12 protein-coding genes are annotated in these 16,956 nt (G+C 56.5%); 9 read left to right on the forward strand and 3 right to left on the reverse strand.

What is annotated here, in order from left to right; all coding sequences use genetic code 11:
- Window positions 1-1,071 carry a 5-(carboxyamino)imidazole ribonucleotide synthase gene (locus AAC060_RS05290; protein WP_339823669.1) on the reverse strand — a complete coding sequence of 357 codons (1,071 nt, stop codon included), beginning with the start codon at window positions 1,069-1,071 and terminating at the stop codon, window positions 1-3.
- 9 nt (window positions 1,072-1,080) lie between these two features.
- Window positions 1,081-1,569 (reverse strand): 5-(carboxyamino)imidazole ribonucleotide mutase, encoded by a 489-nt coding sequence (gene purE, locus AAC060_RS05295; RefSeq protein WP_339823672.1) that lies wholly within the window; start codon window positions 1,567-1,569, stop codon window positions 1,081-1,083.
- 327 nt (window positions 1,570-1,896) lie between these two features.
- Here purE and AAC060_RS05300 point away from each other — a divergent pair, with 327 nt between their 5' ends.
- Window positions 1,897-2,376 carry a GGDEF domain-containing protein gene (locus AAC060_RS05300; RefSeq protein WP_339823675.1) on the forward strand — a complete coding sequence of 160 codons (480 nt, stop codon included), beginning with the start codon at window positions 1,897-1,899 and terminating at the stop codon, window positions 2,374-2,376.
- A gap of 10 nt (window positions 2,377-2,386) precedes the next feature.
- Here the strand turns inward: AAC060_RS05300 and gpmA are convergent, their stop codons facing one another.
- A complete protein-coding gene (gene gpmA, locus AAC060_RS05305; protein WP_339823677.1) occupies window positions 2,387-3,073 on the reverse strand; it encodes a 2,3-diphosphoglycerate-dependent phosphoglycerate mutase in 687 nt (228 codons plus the stop codon).
- Between the two features lie 363 nt (window positions 3,074-3,436).
- On the opposite strand from gpmA, the gene AAC060_RS05310 reads away from it, so the two are divergent.
- The 8 genes from AAC060_RS05310 to AAC060_RS05345 all read left to right on the forward strand — a co-directional run bounded on the left by AAC060_RS05310 (window position 3,437) and on the right by AAC060_RS05345 (window position 16,954).
- Window positions 3,437-5,971: a TonB-dependent receptor gene (locus tag AAC060_RS05310; RefSeq protein WP_339823679.1), complete on the forward strand. Its 2,535-nt coding sequence runs from the start codon at window positions 3,437-3,439 to the stop codon at window positions 5,969-5,971.
- A gap of 366 nt (window positions 5,972-6,337) precedes the next feature.
- Complete coding sequence (locus AAC060_RS05315; protein WP_339823681.1) at window positions 6,338-8,881, forward strand: TonB-dependent receptor; 2,544 nt, start codon at window positions 6,338-6,340, stop codon at window positions 8,879-8,881.
- A gap of 380 nt (window positions 8,882-9,261) precedes the next feature.
- Window positions 9,262-11,844, forward strand: coding sequence for a TonB-dependent receptor (locus AAC060_RS05320; RefSeq protein ID WP_339823683.1), 2,583 nt, complete (start codon window positions 9,262-9,264; stop codon window positions 11,842-11,844).
- Window positions 11,845-11,949: 105 nt separating this feature from the next.
- Window positions 11,950-13,110 carry an iron-containing alcohol dehydrogenase gene (locus tag AAC060_RS05325; RefSeq protein ID WP_339823685.1) on the forward strand — a complete coding sequence of 387 codons (1,161 nt, stop codon included), beginning with the start codon at window positions 11,950-11,952 and terminating at the stop codon, window positions 13,108-13,110.
- Window positions 13,094-13,546, forward strand: a complete 453-nt coding sequence (locus AAC060_RS05330; RefSeq protein WP_339823688.1) for a thioesterase family protein — start codon at window positions 13,094-13,096, stop codon at window positions 13,544-13,546. The genes AAC060_RS05325 and AAC060_RS05330 overlap by 17 nt, the downstream gene beginning before the upstream one ends.
- Before the next feature lie 31 nt (window positions 13,547-13,577).
- Window positions 13,578-14,720, forward strand: a complete 1,143-nt coding sequence (locus AAC060_RS05335; protein WP_339823690.1) for an acyl-CoA dehydrogenase family protein — start codon at window positions 13,578-13,580, stop codon at window positions 14,718-14,720.
- 135 nt (window positions 14,721-14,855) lie between these two features.
- Window positions 14,856-15,779 carry a DMT family transporter gene (locus tag AAC060_RS05340; RefSeq protein ID WP_339823691.1) on the forward strand — a complete coding sequence of 308 codons (924 nt, stop codon included), beginning with the start codon at window positions 14,856-14,858 and terminating at the stop codon, window positions 15,777-15,779.
- Entirely contained in the window at window positions 15,719-16,954 is a 1,236-nt protein-coding gene (locus AAC060_RS05345; RefSeq protein ID WP_339823693.1) for a crosslink repair DNA glycosylase YcaQ family protein, read from the forward strand. Before AAC060_RS05340 ends, AAC060_RS05345 begins: the two co-directional genes overlap by 61 nt.
- Window positions 16,955-16,956 lie beyond the last annotated feature (2 nt).

Consider the following 16,956-nt stretch of genomic DNA (forward strand, 5'->3'; position numbering starts at 1 on the left):
TTAGAAATGCAATTTGGTGACATGACCCATTTTCCGCCCCGGCCGGCTCGCGCCCTTGCCATAGAGATGGAGGTGGTTTGCGCCATCGGATAGCAGGGCCTGCCAGTCGTCCGCCTGCGCACCGATCAGATTGTGCATCTCGACTTTTTTCGCGGCAAGGCTGGTGTCTCCGAGCGGCAGTCCGCAGATAGCCCTGATATGATTTTCAAACTGGCTGGTGATGGCACCCTCGATCGTCCAGTGGCCGCTGTTGTGGACCCGCGGGGCCATCTCATTGAAAACGGGTCCGTCCTTGGTGGCAAAAAATTCGCACGTGAGCACGCCGACATAGTCCATCGCCTCGGCCATTTTCGCGGCGAGCACGCGGGCGTCGTCCTGCTGTTCCAATATCGCGGCAGGGGCGGGCGCGACGGAGAGCGCCAATATACCGTCTTCATGGATATTGTGCGGCGTGTTCCAGAAACGGACCTCGCCATCCTGCCCACGCACCAATATCACCGAAAATTCATGGTCGAAGGTGACAAAACCCTCGGCCACGCAAGGCTGATGCGCCACGGTTTCCCAATGCTGGTCGAGATCGTCGCCCGGACGGATCCGCGACTGGCCCTTGCCGTCATAGCCCATACGGATGGTCTTGAGAATTGCCGGCGCGCCTACCTCGGCAATTGCCTTGTCGAGGGTCGCCCGGTCGGTGACTTCGGCAAATGGCGCCGTGGTCCCGCCATGGTCGCGGGCAAAAACTTTCTCGGCGATGCGGTTCTGTGCAATGTCCAGCGCGGCAATCGGCGGATGCAACGGCGCGGAGGATGCGATTCGGTGCAGCGGATCGACCGGAACATTTTCAAATTCGAATGTGATCACGTCGCAGCTCTCGGCAAAGCCGGTCAGCGAGGCGATATCATCATCCTCCGCGCATGTGAATTCTGCCGACACTTCGGCGGCCACGCTGTCGGCGTTGGGCGCATAGATATGGCAGCGATAGCCCAGCTGTGCCGCGGCAACGCTCAGCATCCGGCCAAGCTGGCCGCCGCCCAATATGCCGATGGTTGATCCTGGGGGAAGTGTCTGCATGGGCTCTCTTTATTCGGGTTGGTCGGCGACGGATGCCGTCTGCGCAGCGCGCCAGGCATCCAGTCGTTCGGCCAGGGCAGGGTCTTCGTTGGCAAGAATGGCTGCTGCCAGAAGTGCCGCGTTTTTCGCGCCGGCGTCGCCGATCGCCAATGTACCAACCGGGATGCCCGCAGGCATTTGTGCGATCGAAAGCAGGCTGTCCATGCCGCTCAGCGCCTTCGACTGGATTGGCACGCCCAGTACGGGCAGGCGAGTCATCGAGGCCACCATGCCGGGCAAATGTGCCGCGCCGCCAGCGCCGGCGATGATCACTTTCAATCCGCGATCCACCGCGGATGTCGCATAATCATAAAGCCTGCCGGGCGTCCTGTGCGCCGACACGATTTTATGTTCATGGGGTATCTCGAGCTGGTGCAGAATGTCGCTCGCGAGTTTCATCGTCGCCCAGTCGGACTGGCTGCCCATGATGATTCCAACCGGAGGAGGTGCTTCGACCATTTTTGTCCCTGACAAATGCTACGGAAGCAATGCGGTTTAGTCATGAAATCGCGCAGACGCAATGCCACTTATTTGTGGTTTGAAATTTCGCGGCGACAAATTGCTATCTGGCTGTTTGATGCTCGGTTCTCCAGCCGAAAATTCACAATTGTTTACACTTGAAAAGAATAATTATCTTGTTTTATCAACTAGATAAAAATATAGGCGCGCAAAAGAACAAGAATGGAGGATGATATGCAGCAGAACAGTTCAAGCAATGAAGAGGATTGTGGAAGTTGCGTTGTCCTTCAGCGTGAAATAGGCGCCCTAAAGGATGAGCTCGCGGAAATGGAACAGCATGCTTATCATGACGTATTGACCGGACTGTCAAACCGGCGGTTTTTTGTTCAGAGCCTTGAAAGCCGGGTCGGACGATGCCAGCGATATGGTGATAATTGTGCTGTATTATTTCTTGATGTCGATAATCTGAAAAAGATCAATGATAGTCATGGACATGGGGCGGGGGATATCGTGCTGGCGCGTCTGGCTGAGATATTGCGGCTGCACATCCGCGCGTCGGACGTGGCAGCGCGCATCGGCGGGGATGAATTCGGTCTTTTGCTCGACAATCTGGATGCCGATGAGGTCGAGAAAAAAATAGCGTTTCTCATCGACCAATTTGGCAAAACAAACTGCACCTATGCCGGCCAGCCCTTACCTTTTGGTGCAACCATCGGCTATTGTTTCGTCGGCCCGAAAGATACGGTCGAAGGCCTTATGTCCCGCGCCGACGCCGCGATGTACCGGGCGAAAGACAAGCCGGCATAGTCAACGCTGTCTATCGGTCCGCCAGATAATAGCGTTCGATTTCGTTCAGATCGTCGTCCAGTTCATAGACAATCGGTTGACCGGTCGGGATTTCCAGGCTGGTAATTTCGTCGTCCGGAATCTTGGACAGATGCTTGACCAGAGCGCGCAGGCTGTTGCCATGGGCCGAGATCAGAACCTTTCTGCCATTTTGCAATTCCGGAGCGATCCGGCTCTTCCAATAAGGCAATACCCGCGCAATCGTGTCTTTCAGGCTTTCGGTCGCCGGAACTTCGATACCCTTGTAGCGTGGGTCGTTGGACATTTGATAGGGGCTGTCCGACGCCATGGGTGGTGGCGGTGTATCAAAGCTGCGCCGCCAGATATGGACCTGTTCGTCGCCGTGCTTGTCGCGGGTTTCCTGCTTGTTGAGGCCGGTCAGGCCGCCGTAATGGCGTTCGTTAAGGCGATAGTTTTTCTCGACCGGCAGCCACAGGCGACCCATTTCCTCGAGCGCTAGATTGAGTGTCTTGATCGCCCGCGTCTGGACGCTGGTGAAGCAGATGTTCGGGTCGATGCCCCGTTCCTTCATCAGTTGCCCGGCTGCCTTGGCTTCCTCGATGCCCTTTTCGGTAACATCGACATCCCACCAACCGGTAAAGCGGTTTTCAAGATTCCAGAGCGACTGGCCGTGGCGAAGCAGGATGAGTTGGGGCATCGGTTGTCCTTGATCTAATGTTATGCCTCCCCCCTAGCGGCGATGGCGGGGGACGCCAAGAGTGATTTCGGCAGCAAGGATTGTGCCGGCAGTCGCTTCATGCGCCCAAAGCAGGTCATCTTGAGCGTCATATTTTGTGGTTATGCGTTAATCGACATTGGAAAATGCCATCTGTCCTGAAGCAAGGTCACGCTGACAATTCTGCAGCCGGACGAGCTGGTCACCCAAGCGGCGGCGCGTCATGGTTGCTTGAATGTTAAGGGTAAAGGTCTGGTAACCTATTTGCCTTAACGGTGTCATGCCTCGCTTTCACTCGACGCAAACAGGCCGAAATGACGGTACCCCCAAACTGGAGAATTTTTTGTGAACAATATTGGTAGAATGCTCGCGGTTGCGCTCTGCACCACTGCCATAACAAGTCCGGCCTTCGCGCAGGATAGCGCTCAGGAAGCTGAATCGTTCGACGACAATGTTATCATCGTTACCGCGACCCGCCGTGCGCAGGACGTGCAGGATATTCCCCTCGCTGTTACCGCAGTCGGCCCGGTCCAGCTCGAACGTCAGGGCGTTGTGAGCGTTAGTCAGATCACCAATGTGTCATCCAGCTTCTCGGTATCCAATGCCCAACTGGCATCCGGTTCGGTGGTGCTGCGGATTCGCGGTGTCGGTACGACGTCCAACAATATCGGTTTTGAATCGGCCGTCGGTATTTTTATTGATGGCGCCTATCAATCCCGTCCCGGTGTGGCGCTTTCGGAATTTGTCGATGTTGAACGCGTTGAAATTCTCCGCGGCCCGCAGGGTACGCTCTTTGGACGGAATACTTCCGCTGGCGCTCTGAACATTACCAACAAGCGCCCGAACCTGAGTGAATTTGGCGGTTTCGCCAATGCCACTTACGGCAATCGCGATCTGATGGGTGTGCAAGGCGCGGTGAACGTGCCAATCGTCGAAGACAAGCTGGCCCTGCGTGTGACAGGTGCCTATCGGGAGCGTGACGGCTATGTGACCGTAGTCGATGGTACCGGCACCAAGATTGGTGATTCCAACGGCACCGACCAGTATCTTGTTCGGGGTCAGCTCGGCTTCGAAACCGACGGAGGCATAAGAGGGCGGCTGATCGCCGACCATTCCAAAAGTACCGCTGGCTGCTGCGCAGCGGTAGAAGTCCTGCAATCGCCGCTCGAGACCTCCGGCCTGCTGGCAGCCGTCGGACTGGGTGCCCGTGGGGGCATGGCCGGTCCCGTTGTCGCGCTTAATCCGTTTGACACGACCACTGCAGAAATCGCCGCGGATAACCGGATTGCAACCGCCAACTTCGCCCCGCAGACGCGCTTTGACCAGTGGGGCATCACCGGCGAGGTGGAAGTTCCACTGGGCGACAGCACCAACCTGATCTACATCGGCTCCTATCGCGAATATGATGCGACGGAAGCCTATGATAATGACTTCTCCGCGCTCGACGTGTTCAACGTCACCGACAACCGCACGTCCATCGAAACCATGACTCACGAATTGCGCGTCCAGGGCGACTTGTTCGGCGGCGCTCTGAAATGGCTCGTCGGCGGTTATTATTCCGAGGAAGATATAAGTCAGCAATTGTCTTTTGCACTGGGTGCAGATTATGACCAGCTTGTTGGAGCCATTCTCGCCGGAGCCACCGGCGGTGCCAGCCTCAACCCGCTCAGCCCGATTTTCTTCGGAACAACGCCATTGCAGAATATCACTGGCGTAAATCCGGCGACAGTCAGCAACATCAACCAATATGCGCAGAACAGCAAAAGCTGGTCCGTCTTCACCCACAATGTTCTGGAAGTGACCGACGGTCTCGAACTGACCGTAGGGCTGCGCTATTCGGACGAAAGCAAGGACGGCAGCTTCGCCAGCGGCGGTACCAATAATGCGGTCTGTCCGGCTATTGTCGGAGCGATATCACCCGGCGGCGGTTTGAGTGGCTTGCCCGCCGCTCTGCAAAATGCGTTTTTCGGACTGGGCTGCTTTGCCTTCACCGCTCCGGCGGATGCGCCCTATGCGGCGCTTTTGCCAACCCCGCGCAGCTTCAACAGCACGTTCGGCGATTCGGAACTGATCTACACTGGTAAAGTGGCATATGCCTTTGCCGATCCGGTCAACATCTATGCCAGTTTCACCCATGGCTACAAGTCGGGCGGCTTCAATCTCGATTCGACGGCGGCTGTCGGTGGCACTGATCCGCGCTTCCTTTCCGAAGAAGTGGATTCTTATGAAATAGGTTTGAAGGCCAAGTTTCTCGACAATGCCGTGACGCTGAATCTGGCGGTCTTCCGTGAGCAATTCTCGAACTTCCAGATTGTCGAATATACCGGCGTGCAATTCCGTACCTTCAATGTTGCCAAAGCGGTAACCCAGGGGCTTGAAATCGAAACGATGCTTCGGCCGAGCGATCATTTCACGGTCAATGCCGCGCTGACCTACACCGATGCTTATTATCCGGGTGATTGTGCCGGGACGCAGACCACGGTCAATGTGCTCGCCCTGTGTGGCAATTCGCTGACCAATGCTCCGGACTTTGTCGGCATTGCCGGCGCCACCTATACCAATGACATAGGGATGAACCTGGCATATTTCCTCAACGGGCAAGTCCGGTTCGAAGGCGATCGCCGCACTTCGACCCAGGCCGTCGATCCCATCAACTTGACCGCGCTTCCGTTTGTTGTGCAGGACAGCAATATCAAGATCAACCTGCGTGCGGGCATCGGCAGCCAGGACGAAGCCTGGGGTATCGAGGCTTTCGTGACCAATTTGACCAACGAGGTGACTCGCGGCGTGACCTTCGCGACAATCTTGCGGTCCGGTTCGCAATCGGTCTTCGTGCAGGATCCGCGCAGCTACGGTCTGACTCTGCGCGGCAAATTCTAGCGCCGCACTATTGGCGTTAAGTTGATGTCATAACAACGGATCATGAGGGGCCGGGTTGTCTGGCCCCTTCTTTTGGACCGCTCAAACCGCTCGCGGCCAGGATGCGTATCCCCGAAAGCGGGCTGGCATTCATCATCTCCCCGTTTGCGCCTCGCGATATTCATTGCGAAATTTGCAACTGTGACCCGTCGGCCACGGATATATGTATCTTTTTTGCAACGTTGGGTGCGAAATCGGCCAGCTTCCGCCTGTCTCCGCTTGATTTAATGGCTCAATTAAACGACTGGCGCGTCCACAGCTGTCGTGAAATAGCCATCCCCCTCGGTAAACGGCAATCACAACAGTCAGTTCAATGGGAGTAGATATATGAAAACCTTCAATAAATTCCTCATGGCAGCGCTTTGCACCTCCGCCATGACCACCCCCGCTTTCGCTCAAGACGAAGCCCAGGAAACAGAAGTTTTTGACGATAATGTCATTATCGTGACCGCAACCCGCCGTGCACAGGACGTGCAGGCTATTCCTCTCGCCGTGACCGCAGTTAGCCCGGTCCAGCTCGAACGTCAGGGCGTTGTCAGCGTTGGCCAGATCACAAATGTGTCTTCCAGCTTCTCCGCCTCGAACGCCCAGCTGGCGTCGGGTTCGGTGGTTTTGCGAATTCGCGGTGTCGGCACGACATCAAACAATATCGGTTTTGAATCGGCTGTCGGAATCTTTGTCGATGGTGCCTATCAATCCCGCCCGGGTGTTGCGCTTTCCGAATTTGTCGACGTTGAACGCGTCGAAGTGTTGCGTGGCCCACAGGGCACGCTCTTCGGTCGCAATACCTCTGCCGGCGCCTTGAACATTACGAATGTTCGGCCTGACCTGAACGATTTTGGCGGCTTCGCCAATGCCACTTATGGCAATCGTGACTTGATGAGCATCCAGGGCGCAGTGAACGTGCCTATCGTTGAAGACACGCTGGCTCTGCGCGTGACCGGTGCTTATCGGGAACGTGATGGCTATGTGACTGTGGTCGACGGTAGCGGCACCGAAATTGGTGAATCGAACGGTATTGACCAATATCTCGTACGCGGACAGCTCGGCTTCGAAACCGAGGGCGGCATTAGCGGACGTCTGATCGCCGATTATTCCAAGAGCACGGCCGGTTGCTGTGCCGCGGTTGAAGTTCTGCAATCTCCGATCGAAACCGCTGGCCTGTTTGCAGCCGTTGGCCTGGGTGCCCGCGGCGGCATGGCAGCGCCGGTTGTTGCGGTCAGTTCTACCGATACGACCAGCGCCGAAGCCGCAGCAAGCAATCGCATTGCAACTGCCAATTTCGCGCCGCAGACACGCTTTGACCAATGGGGCATCACCGGCGAAATCGAAGTGCCTCTCGGGGATAGTGCGGACCTGATCTATATCGGTTCTTATCGCGAATATGATGCAGCTGAAGCCTATGACTCCGATTTTTCGGCGCTCGATGTCTTCAATGTCACCGATAACCGTACTTCGATCGAAACCATGACCCACGAATTGCGTATCCAGGGTGAAGCTCTTGGCGGCGCTCTGAACTGGCTCGTTGGCGGCTATTATTCCACGGAAGATATTTCCCAGAATGTGTCTTTTGCGCTCGGTGCAGACTATGATCAGCTCGTTGGAGCCATCCTCGGCGGTGCAACCGGTGGGGCGAGCCTCAACCCGGCGAGCCCGATTTTCTTCGGTGCCACTCCGCTTCAGAATCTCACCGGCTTTAATCCTGACGTCGTCACCAATAACAATCAATATTCGCAAAACAGCAAAAGCTGGTCGATCTTCACGCATAATACGCTGGAAGTCGCTGACGGACTGGAGCTGACATTGGGTCTGCGCTATTCGGATGAGAGCAAAGACGGCAGCTATACCAGCGGAGCAAACAACAACCCGGTCTGCCCGGCGATTGTTGGCCAACTTTCTCCCGGTGGTGCTTTGAGCGGCCTACCCGCCGCTCTGCAAAATGCGTTTTTCGGTCTGGGTTGTTTCGCCTTTACCGCACCGGCTGACGCGGCATATGCAGCAGCATTGCCGACGCCGCGCACCTTCAACAGCAAGTTCAGCGACAAGGAACTGATCTATACCGGTAAAGTGGCTTATGCTTTTGCCGATCCGATCAATGTCTATGCCAGCTTTACCCACGGTTATAAATCGGGTGGTTTCAACCTCGATTCGACCGCTGCGGCTGGCGGTGCCGATCCGCGCTTCCTGTCCGAAGAAGTCGACGCCTATGAAATTGGTGTGAAAGCCAAATTCCTGGATAATGCGATTACGTTGAACCTGGCGGCATTCCGCGAGGAATTCTCGAACTTCCAGGTACTGGAATTTACCGGTGCCCAGTTCCAGACCTTCAATGTTCCAAAAGCGGAAACACAGGGTGTCGAAATCGAAACGACAATCCGTCCGAGCGAGCATTTCACCGTCAACGCTGCCATGACGATCATCGATGCAAACTATCCGGATGATTGTGCCGGTACGCAAACCTCGTTGAACGTTCTTGCGCTTTGCGGAAATTCGCTGACCAATGCACCGGATATCGTTGGTATTATGGGCGCTACCTATACCAATGATATTGGTACCAACCTGAAATACTTCCTGAATGCACAAGTGCGGCTGGAAGGCGATCAACGCACTTCAACGCAGGCCGTGGATCCTGCCAATCTGGCAGCAATGATCCCGGTTCCGTTCGATCAGCAGGATGGTAATATCAAGATCAACCTGCGGGCCGGTATCGGTAGCCAGGATGATGTTTGGGGCATCGAAGCGTTCGTGACCAACCTGACCAATGAAGTGACCCGTGGCGTGACGTTCAACACGGTGTTGCGTTCCGGTTCGCGTTCGGCTTTCGTTCAGGAGCCTCGCAGCTACGGACTGACGCTTCGCGGCAAGTTCTAACGAAGGACTATCGGCGGTGACCTGAGGTCATCTTGCCGGATTTTGAGGGGGGCGGATTTTCCGACCCCCTTTTTTTGTGGCCGCTTGAATCACTCGCGCCGACGACGTGATCCCGGAAATTCTATCACCCCTGATCCGTTATATTCCCGATTGCAGCGCGCCTTGCTCAATATCCTTTGCGAACTTTTCAAATGTGGCCTGCCAGTCACAGGCCTGTGTCACATTTTTACAACGCTAGGATTTATTCCAGTTCGTTTCTGTGTGGGGCTCTTGATTTAATTGTTTCGTTAAAGGACGACTGCAGGGACAGTTTTCGTAAAAACAAGCCAGCCCCCCAGGAAAATGGCGATGACGACAGCTAGTCCAACGGGAGAGTATAAATGAAAAGCTTCAATAGACTTCTCATGGCGGCGCTTTGCACCACCGCTATGACCACCCCCGCTTTTGCGCAGGACACCGCGCAGGAAGTGGAAACATTCGATGATGATGTGATCATCGTGACGGCAACCCGCCGCGCACAGGACGTTCAGGACATTCCTATCGCCGTGACCGCCGTCAGCTCTGTTCAGCTCGAGCAGCAGGGCGTGGTGAACGTACAGAATATCGGCAGCGTATCGCCAAGCTTCTCGACTTCCAACGCGCAAACAGCGTCCGGAACGGTTGTGCTTCGTATTCGCGGCGTCGGTACCACTTCCAACAACATCGGTTTTGAATCGGCTGTCGGTATTTTTGTTGACGGTGTCTATCAATCGCGCCCCGGCGTTGCGCTTGGTGAATTTGTTGACGTGGAACGCGTCGAAATTCTGCGCGGACCGCAGGGCACTTTGTTCGGCCGGAATACGTCTGCGGGTGCCTTGAACATCACCAATAAACGTCCGGACCTCAATGATTTTGGCGGTTTTGTGAACGCGACCTATGGCAATTTTGACCATATGAGCATTCAGGGCGCGATCAACGCCCCGCTCATTGAAGATACGTTGGCGCTTCGCGTTACCGGTGCTTACCGCAAGCGTGACGGTTATATCACCAGCGTCGACTCCACCGGAGCGACAAACGGTGAATCCAACAATACCGATCAATATCTGATCCGCGGCCAGCTCGGTTTCGAAACCGAAGGTGGTATCAGCGGACGTCTGATTGCTGATTATTCCAAAAGCACTGCCAGTTGCTGTGCAGCGGTAGAATTATATCAGTCTCCTGTCGAAACAGCCGGATTTTTCGGTCTGGTCGGTCTTGGTGCCCGGGGCGGCATGGCTGCGCCGGATGTTGCGGTAAACCCGTTTGACACGACAACGATGCAGCGCGCGGTCGACAATCGCATCGCGACACAAAGCTATCAGTCGACGAACAGCAATGACCAGTGGGGCGTAACCGCTGAGGTAGAAGTGCCCGTCGGTGAATCTGCTGATCTGGTCTACATCGGCTCCTATCGCGAGTTCCGTGCAACAGAGTCTTATGATTCGGACTTTTCCGGTCTGGACGTCTTCAACATTCTACCTGGCGGCGGTACATCCATTGACACGATGACGCACGAACTGCGGGTACAGGGCGATGCTCTTGATGGTGCGCTTAGCTGGCTGGTCGGCGGATATTATTCCGATGAAGACATTAGTCAGGTCGTCAATTTTGGCCTCGGCGAAGATTATGATGCGCTGGTTGGTGCTTTATTTGGTGGTGCTGCCGGTCCGGCCCCGCTTGCGCTCTTCTCTGGCGGTGTCGATGCTGCAACCGTACGGGCAACAAATGCCTATACGCAAAGCAGCAAAAGCTGGTCGATCTTTACCCACAATACATTGGAAGTGGCAGAGGGACTGAAATTCACGGTCGGTCTGCGTTATTCGGATGAAAGCAAGGACGGTGGCTTTACCCAGCCTTCGGTGACCAATGCGCTCTGCCCTGCAATCCTGAGCAACCTGTTGGGTGTTACGCCTGTTGGCGCTGCGCCGGCTCCGCCATTGGCGGGCGGTTCTGCCCTGGCTAACGGCCTGTTCGGAACCGGCTGTTTCGCGTTCACAGCGCCAGCAGATCTGCCTCAGGCAATCGCTGTCCCGCTTCCGCGTTCGTTTGCCGGTACATTTAGCGATAAAGAGCTGATTTACACCGGTAAGGTAAGCTATGAATTTGCTTCTCCGATCACGGTATATGCCAGCTTTACGCACGGGTATAAATCGGGCGGCTTCAATCTCGACTCCACAGCCGCCGTCGGTGGCAGCGATCCGAGCTTCCTTTCGGAAGAAGTCGATGCCTATGAAGTCGGTTTCAAGGGCAAGTTCCTCGACAATGCGTTGACGGTGAATATTGCCGGTTTCCACGAAGAATTCAGCAACTTCCAGGTGCTGGAATTCACCGGTGCCCAGTTTACCACGTTCAACGTCCCGATGGCGAAATCCACCGGTGTCGAACTGGAAATGCTGGCCCGTCCGAGCAAGCATTTCACCATCAACGGTGGCCTGACTTATACAGACGCGCGCTATCCGGGTGATTGTGCCGGGACGCAAACGTCAGCCAACGTATTGTCGCTCTGTGGCAATTCGTTGACCAATGCTCCGAAATGGGTCGGTATCATGGGCGCAACCTATGATCGCGATCTGGGTAGCAGCATGAAGTTCTTCGTGAATGGTCAGGTTCGCATGGAAAGCGATCGCCGGACTTCCACTCAGGCAATTGTCGTCCCGAGTGCGACGGATATCGCAACAGCGGGCAGCGTTCAGGCTGCTGTCGATGCGGCGCCATTGGCTCCGTTTGATGTGCAGGACGGCAATATCAAGATCAACATGCGCGCCGGTATCGGTGATATCAATGATGCATGGGGTATCGAAGCGTGGGTTACCAATCTGACCAACGAAGCAACACGCGGTGTGACATTCAACACCGTACTTCGTGGATCGGGCGCTGCAGCATCACGCTCGGCCTTTGTTCAGGAACCGCGCATGTATGGCCTGACGCTTCGCGGTAAATTCTAGAAGTGATTTAAATCCGGTGGCTTTTGGTCACCAAGCAATCAGGGGCTGGAATTTCCGGCCCCTTTTTATTGCGCGGCAGAACCATAGGTGCGAAAGACCAAGGCTATGAAAAACTATATATTCCAGACCGTCCCCGTGCTCCACTTTGGCGAAGGCTGCCTCGCTGAACTGCCGGGACAAATCGCTGCCTTGCGTGCATCCAGACCGATGATTGTCACCGACAAGGGCATTGTCGACGCGGGCCTGATCGCACCGGTTGAACAGACCTTGCGTGCAGCCGGCCTCGAGGTCGAAATATTTGACTCCGTTATTGCCGATCCGCCAGAAAAGATCGTGTTGCAGGCCATCGAAGCCGCTAAATCAGCGGACGTTGATATCGTTGTCGGGCTGGGCGGCGGCAGTTCGCTTGATACCGCAAAGGTGGTTGCTGCTCTTGCGGTCGACGGGGCCCAGCCGCTTGCGGATATTTACGGCATCGGTTTGCTGGAACGCAAAGGCCTGCCGACCATTTTGATCCCGACCACCTCCGGTACCGGATCGGAAGTTACTGCCATTTCGATCTTGACCACCGGCGAAACCACCAAGGCCGGTATCATCTCGCCGCATCTAGTTGCCGATGTCGCCTTGCTCGATCCGGCGTTGACTCTCGGCCTTCCCGCCAATGTGACCGCCGCGACCGGAATCGATGCGATGGTCCATGCGATTGAATCCTACACCAGCCGCAATGGCAAGAATCCTGTCTCCGATATGTTCGCGATCGAGGCCTTGAAGCTGCTCACCGCCAATATCGAAACAGCCTGCTTCGACGGGAAAAACATGCAGGCGCGCGAAGCGATGCTGCGCGGCTCGATGCTCGCGGGGCAGGCTTTCGCCAATAGTCCCGTCGGCGCGATCCACGCGCTCGCCTATCCGCTCGGCGGCATTTATCATATTCCGCACGGCCTCTCCAACGCGCTGGTCATGCCTTATGTTATGCAGTTCAATCTCGAGGCCGCCGCGCCGCTTTATGCCGAGCTCGCCGATGCCCTGAACATCCCGCGTGGCAGCGAGAACAGCGGCGAAGCCCGGGCACAGCAATTGATCGACTTTCTTGAAGGCTTGGCGGTCAAGGTAAAGGCACCGCGCAAATTGCGCGACATCGGTATCGCAAAGGACGCGACGACCGAACTGGCTGAAGCGGCGATGTTGCAGGTCCGGCTGCTGGTCAATAATCCCAAGGAAGTGACATTGGCCGACGCGCAAAGGATCTATGATGCCGCCTGGTAAAAGCCCGAGGGCTGAACCACCGGTAAGGAGCGACTATCGCACCGGCAGCTTGATCACCACCCGCTGGAACGACAATGATCCATATGGTCATGTGAATAATGCGATCTATTATTTCTGGTTCGACACCGCGGTAAACCGCTATCTAGTGGAGCAGGGCGCGCTTGATATCACCGGCGGCGAGACCATCGGTCTGGTGGTCAACACCAGCTGCGACTATTTCGCGCCAATTGCCTTTCCGGACGATGTCATGGCACGGATTCGCGTCGAGCGGCTGGGCAACAGTAGCGTCACTTATGGTGTCGGCCTGTTTCGCGGTGATGAGGACGTCGCTTCGGCGGCCGGCAGCTTCACCCATGTCTATGTCGATCGCGCCACAAGACGACCGGTTTCTCTGCCATCCCCCTTGCGTTCCGCACTGGAAGCGATAGAAGTTTAATCAGACGATTAAATCTCTGGGAGAGAGACAGATGCTACGCCCCTTTGACAGTGACGAGCGCCGCCAGTTCCGCGAAACATGCCGCCGCTTTGCCGAGACCGAATTGCAGCCTTTTGCCAACGAGTGGGACGAAGCGGGTGAAATTCCCTGGGAGATGCACGAGAAAGTCGGCGCGCTGGGCGTCTGGGGTTTTGGTGTCGATGAAAAATATGGCGGCCTCGGCAGCGACGACATTTTCATGCGTGCTGCTTGGGCCGAGGAAGCAGCGCGCGCCCACAATGGCGGCACGCTGGCAGCGCTCGGCGGCCGCAGCATTTCCATCGGTCCGATTCACAAACTGGCTTCGCAGGATATCAAAGACCGCATATTGAAAGATATCGTGCTCGGCAAAAAAGGCTCCAGTCTCGGCATCACCGAACCCGGCGGCGGGTCGGACGTCGCCAATATGCAGACCACGGCCCGGCAGGACGGCAATCACTGGGTGATCAACGGGGCCAAGACTTTCATCACCGGCGGCATGACGGCTGACCATTATGTCATCGGCGCGCGCACCGGTGGCGAAGGCCTAAACGGTATCTCGCTATTTCTCGTCGATGCAGATGCGGAGGGCTTTTCACGCACCGCGCTAGACAAGAAAATGGGCTGGTGGGCGTCTGATCAGGCCTCGCTCTATTTTGACGAAGTGCGCGTCCCGGCGGAGAATATGCTCGGCGACGAAGGGCGCGGTTTCATCCAGATCATGCACAATTTCAACCACGAGCGGCTCGGCATGGTTGCCCAGTCTCTCGGCATGATGCGGGTGCTTCTCGAATATTCGATCGACTATGCCCAGCAGCGCGAGACTTTCGGCAAGCCGATGATCAAACATCAGGTGATCCGCCACAAGATCGCCGACATGTCGGCGCGCGTTGACCGTCTTGATGGCTGGCTGAACCAGATTTGCTGGCTCGCCGATCAGGGGGAAATGCCGGTCGCGCAAATTTGCAAAGCCAAGTTCAGCGCCACCAAGGATCTCGAATTTTGTGCCAGCGAAGCGATGCAGATTCTCGGCGGTGCCGGCTATTTGCGCGGCAATCCGGTCGAGCGTTTCTATCGTGAGGTCAAGGTCATGGCGATCGGCGGCGGCTCGGAAGAAATCATGCGCGATCTGGCGGTCCGGCAAATGGGCCTCTGATCCCGCTTGCCATTTTCGGTGATCCGGCGATAAGCAGCGCGTCTTGAGAAATTCCGTTCGTGCTGAGCTTGCCGAAGCGTGCCGGGCGATAGCAGAACAACGGCCTTCGACAGCCTCTGGCTGATGGAATATAATATGCCCGATCTAATATCCGCCGATAGCCCGCCAGAAAATGGTCCGATCCTGCTGCCAGCTGGGTCGGTCCTGTTCGGCTTGCTCACCTTCGCGATGATGGATGTGGTGATGAAAAGCCTGTCGATCGAACTGGGCGCCTACAATGCTATCCTCTGGCGGGTGCTGCTAGCTTTCGTGATTGTTTCGGTGGTCTTCTTCGCGCGCGGCCCGAAAATGCCGGGCAAGGCAGCACGCAAAGTCCACCTTCAGCGCGGCATCATCGTGGTCTTCATGTCCTATCTGTTCTTCTGGGGCCTGGCGCGGGTGCCGCTGGCCGAAGCCATCGCGCTGTCCTTCATCGCGCCGATCATCGCGCTCTATCTCGCGGCGGTTTTCCTGGGCGAGACCATCCACCGCAACGCTATCTATGCTTCGGCTCTGGGCTTTGCCGGCGTGCTGGTGATCGCATGGGGCAGGGCGAGCGGCACATTTGAAAAAGAAGCGCTGCTCGGCATTGGCGCGATTCTGGTGTCGGCGGTGCTTTATGCCGGCAATCTGGTAATCCAGCGGCAACAGGCGTTGCTGGCGGGCCCAATCGAGATCAGCTTTTCCCAAAATCTCGTCGTCGGTGCGTCCTTCCTTCTGCTCGCCCCCTTTTTCGCGGTTGTTCCGGATGTGCAGTCGCTGCCCTATATCGGGGCGGCCGCCATATTCTCTATCATCTCCTCGCTCTTCATCGCCTGGGGCTATGCGCGGGCAGAAGCGCAAAATTTGATCAACCTCGAATATAGCGCCTTCATCTGGGCGGCGATCTTCGGCTGGCTGTTCTTTCGCGAACCGATTACGCTGACCACGGTCGCGGGCGCAGCCATGATTGTCATTGGTTGCATATTGGCGACGAGGCGCGACCGGAAAGTCGCGCATATCGAAACCACCGCGGTCTGATCGCGATGGCGCTGCGGATCAGCAACCGGCAGGCGCGCTGGCTCTGGTTGCAGGCGCAGGGCCTGTCCGAAACGCCGACCGGGCCGCTGGACCTGCCGCAGATGATCCGCCGCCTCGGCTATGTCCAGCTCGACACGATCCAGAATGTCACCCGCGCCCATCATCATATCCTGTGGTGCCGCAACCAGAATTACCGCGAACCGATGCTCGACAGGTTGCTGGGCGAGGACAGGGCGGTGTTCGAGCATTTCACCCATGACGCCTCGATCCTGCCGATGGAATTTTATCCGATGTGGCAGCGCCAGTTCCGGCGTCTGGGGGACAAGGTCGCGGGCCACGCTTCCTTTAAAAAGGCGGCGCAGGAAATCAGCGTAGAGGAAATAAAGACCCGGATTGCGGCAGAAGGACCGCTGTCCACACAGGCCTTTGACACCAAGGTCAAAGGCAAGAAGCAGATGTGGGATCGACCCCCGCACAAAAGGGTGATGGACCAGCTCTGGTATGCCGGCGAACTGGCGACCTCCCATCGTCTCAATTTCACCAAATATTATGACCTCAGCGAGCGGGTAATCCCCTCGCATCATCGCGAAGCGACCCATGATGACGCAGGGCAGGTCGACTGGCTGTGCCGCAATGCGCTCGACCGGCTGGCCTTTGGTTCGCTTGGAGAAATCCAGCGTTTCTGGGGTGCCGTGGATGCCAAGGAAACCCGCATCTGGGCGCAATCCACAGGGGACACGGTCGCGGTTGAGATAGAGAACCATGAGGGGCAGTGGATCAAGGCGCTGGCCCCGCCGGATATCGAAACGCGTCTGTCGAACGCGCCCGAGCCATCCCCGCGTCTGCGGATCATCAATCCATTCGATCCAGCCGTGCGCGACCGTAACCGCTTGCTGACGCTATTCGGCTTCCACTATCGCAACGAGATGTTTGTGCCGGCGGCGCAGCGTAAATGGGGCTATTATGTCTACCCGATATTGGAGCGGGATCGCTTTGTCGGCAGGATCGAGATCAAGGCAGACCGCTCGGCAGGTCATTTGAGGGTGACGCAATTCTGGCCTGAACCCGGAGCGCGCTGGTCTGCCACCCTTAGGAACAGGCTAGCTGCGGAACTGACGCGACTAGCGCGACTTATCGAAGTCAGTGATATATTGTGGGAGTGCGAGAATTCGTGAAG

The organism is uncultured Parasphingorhabdus sp., assembly GCF_963975555.1.
In the GTDB taxonomy this organism is placed as follows: Bacteria; Pseudomonadota; Alphaproteobacteria; order Sphingomonadales; family Sphingomonadaceae; genus Parasphingorhabdus.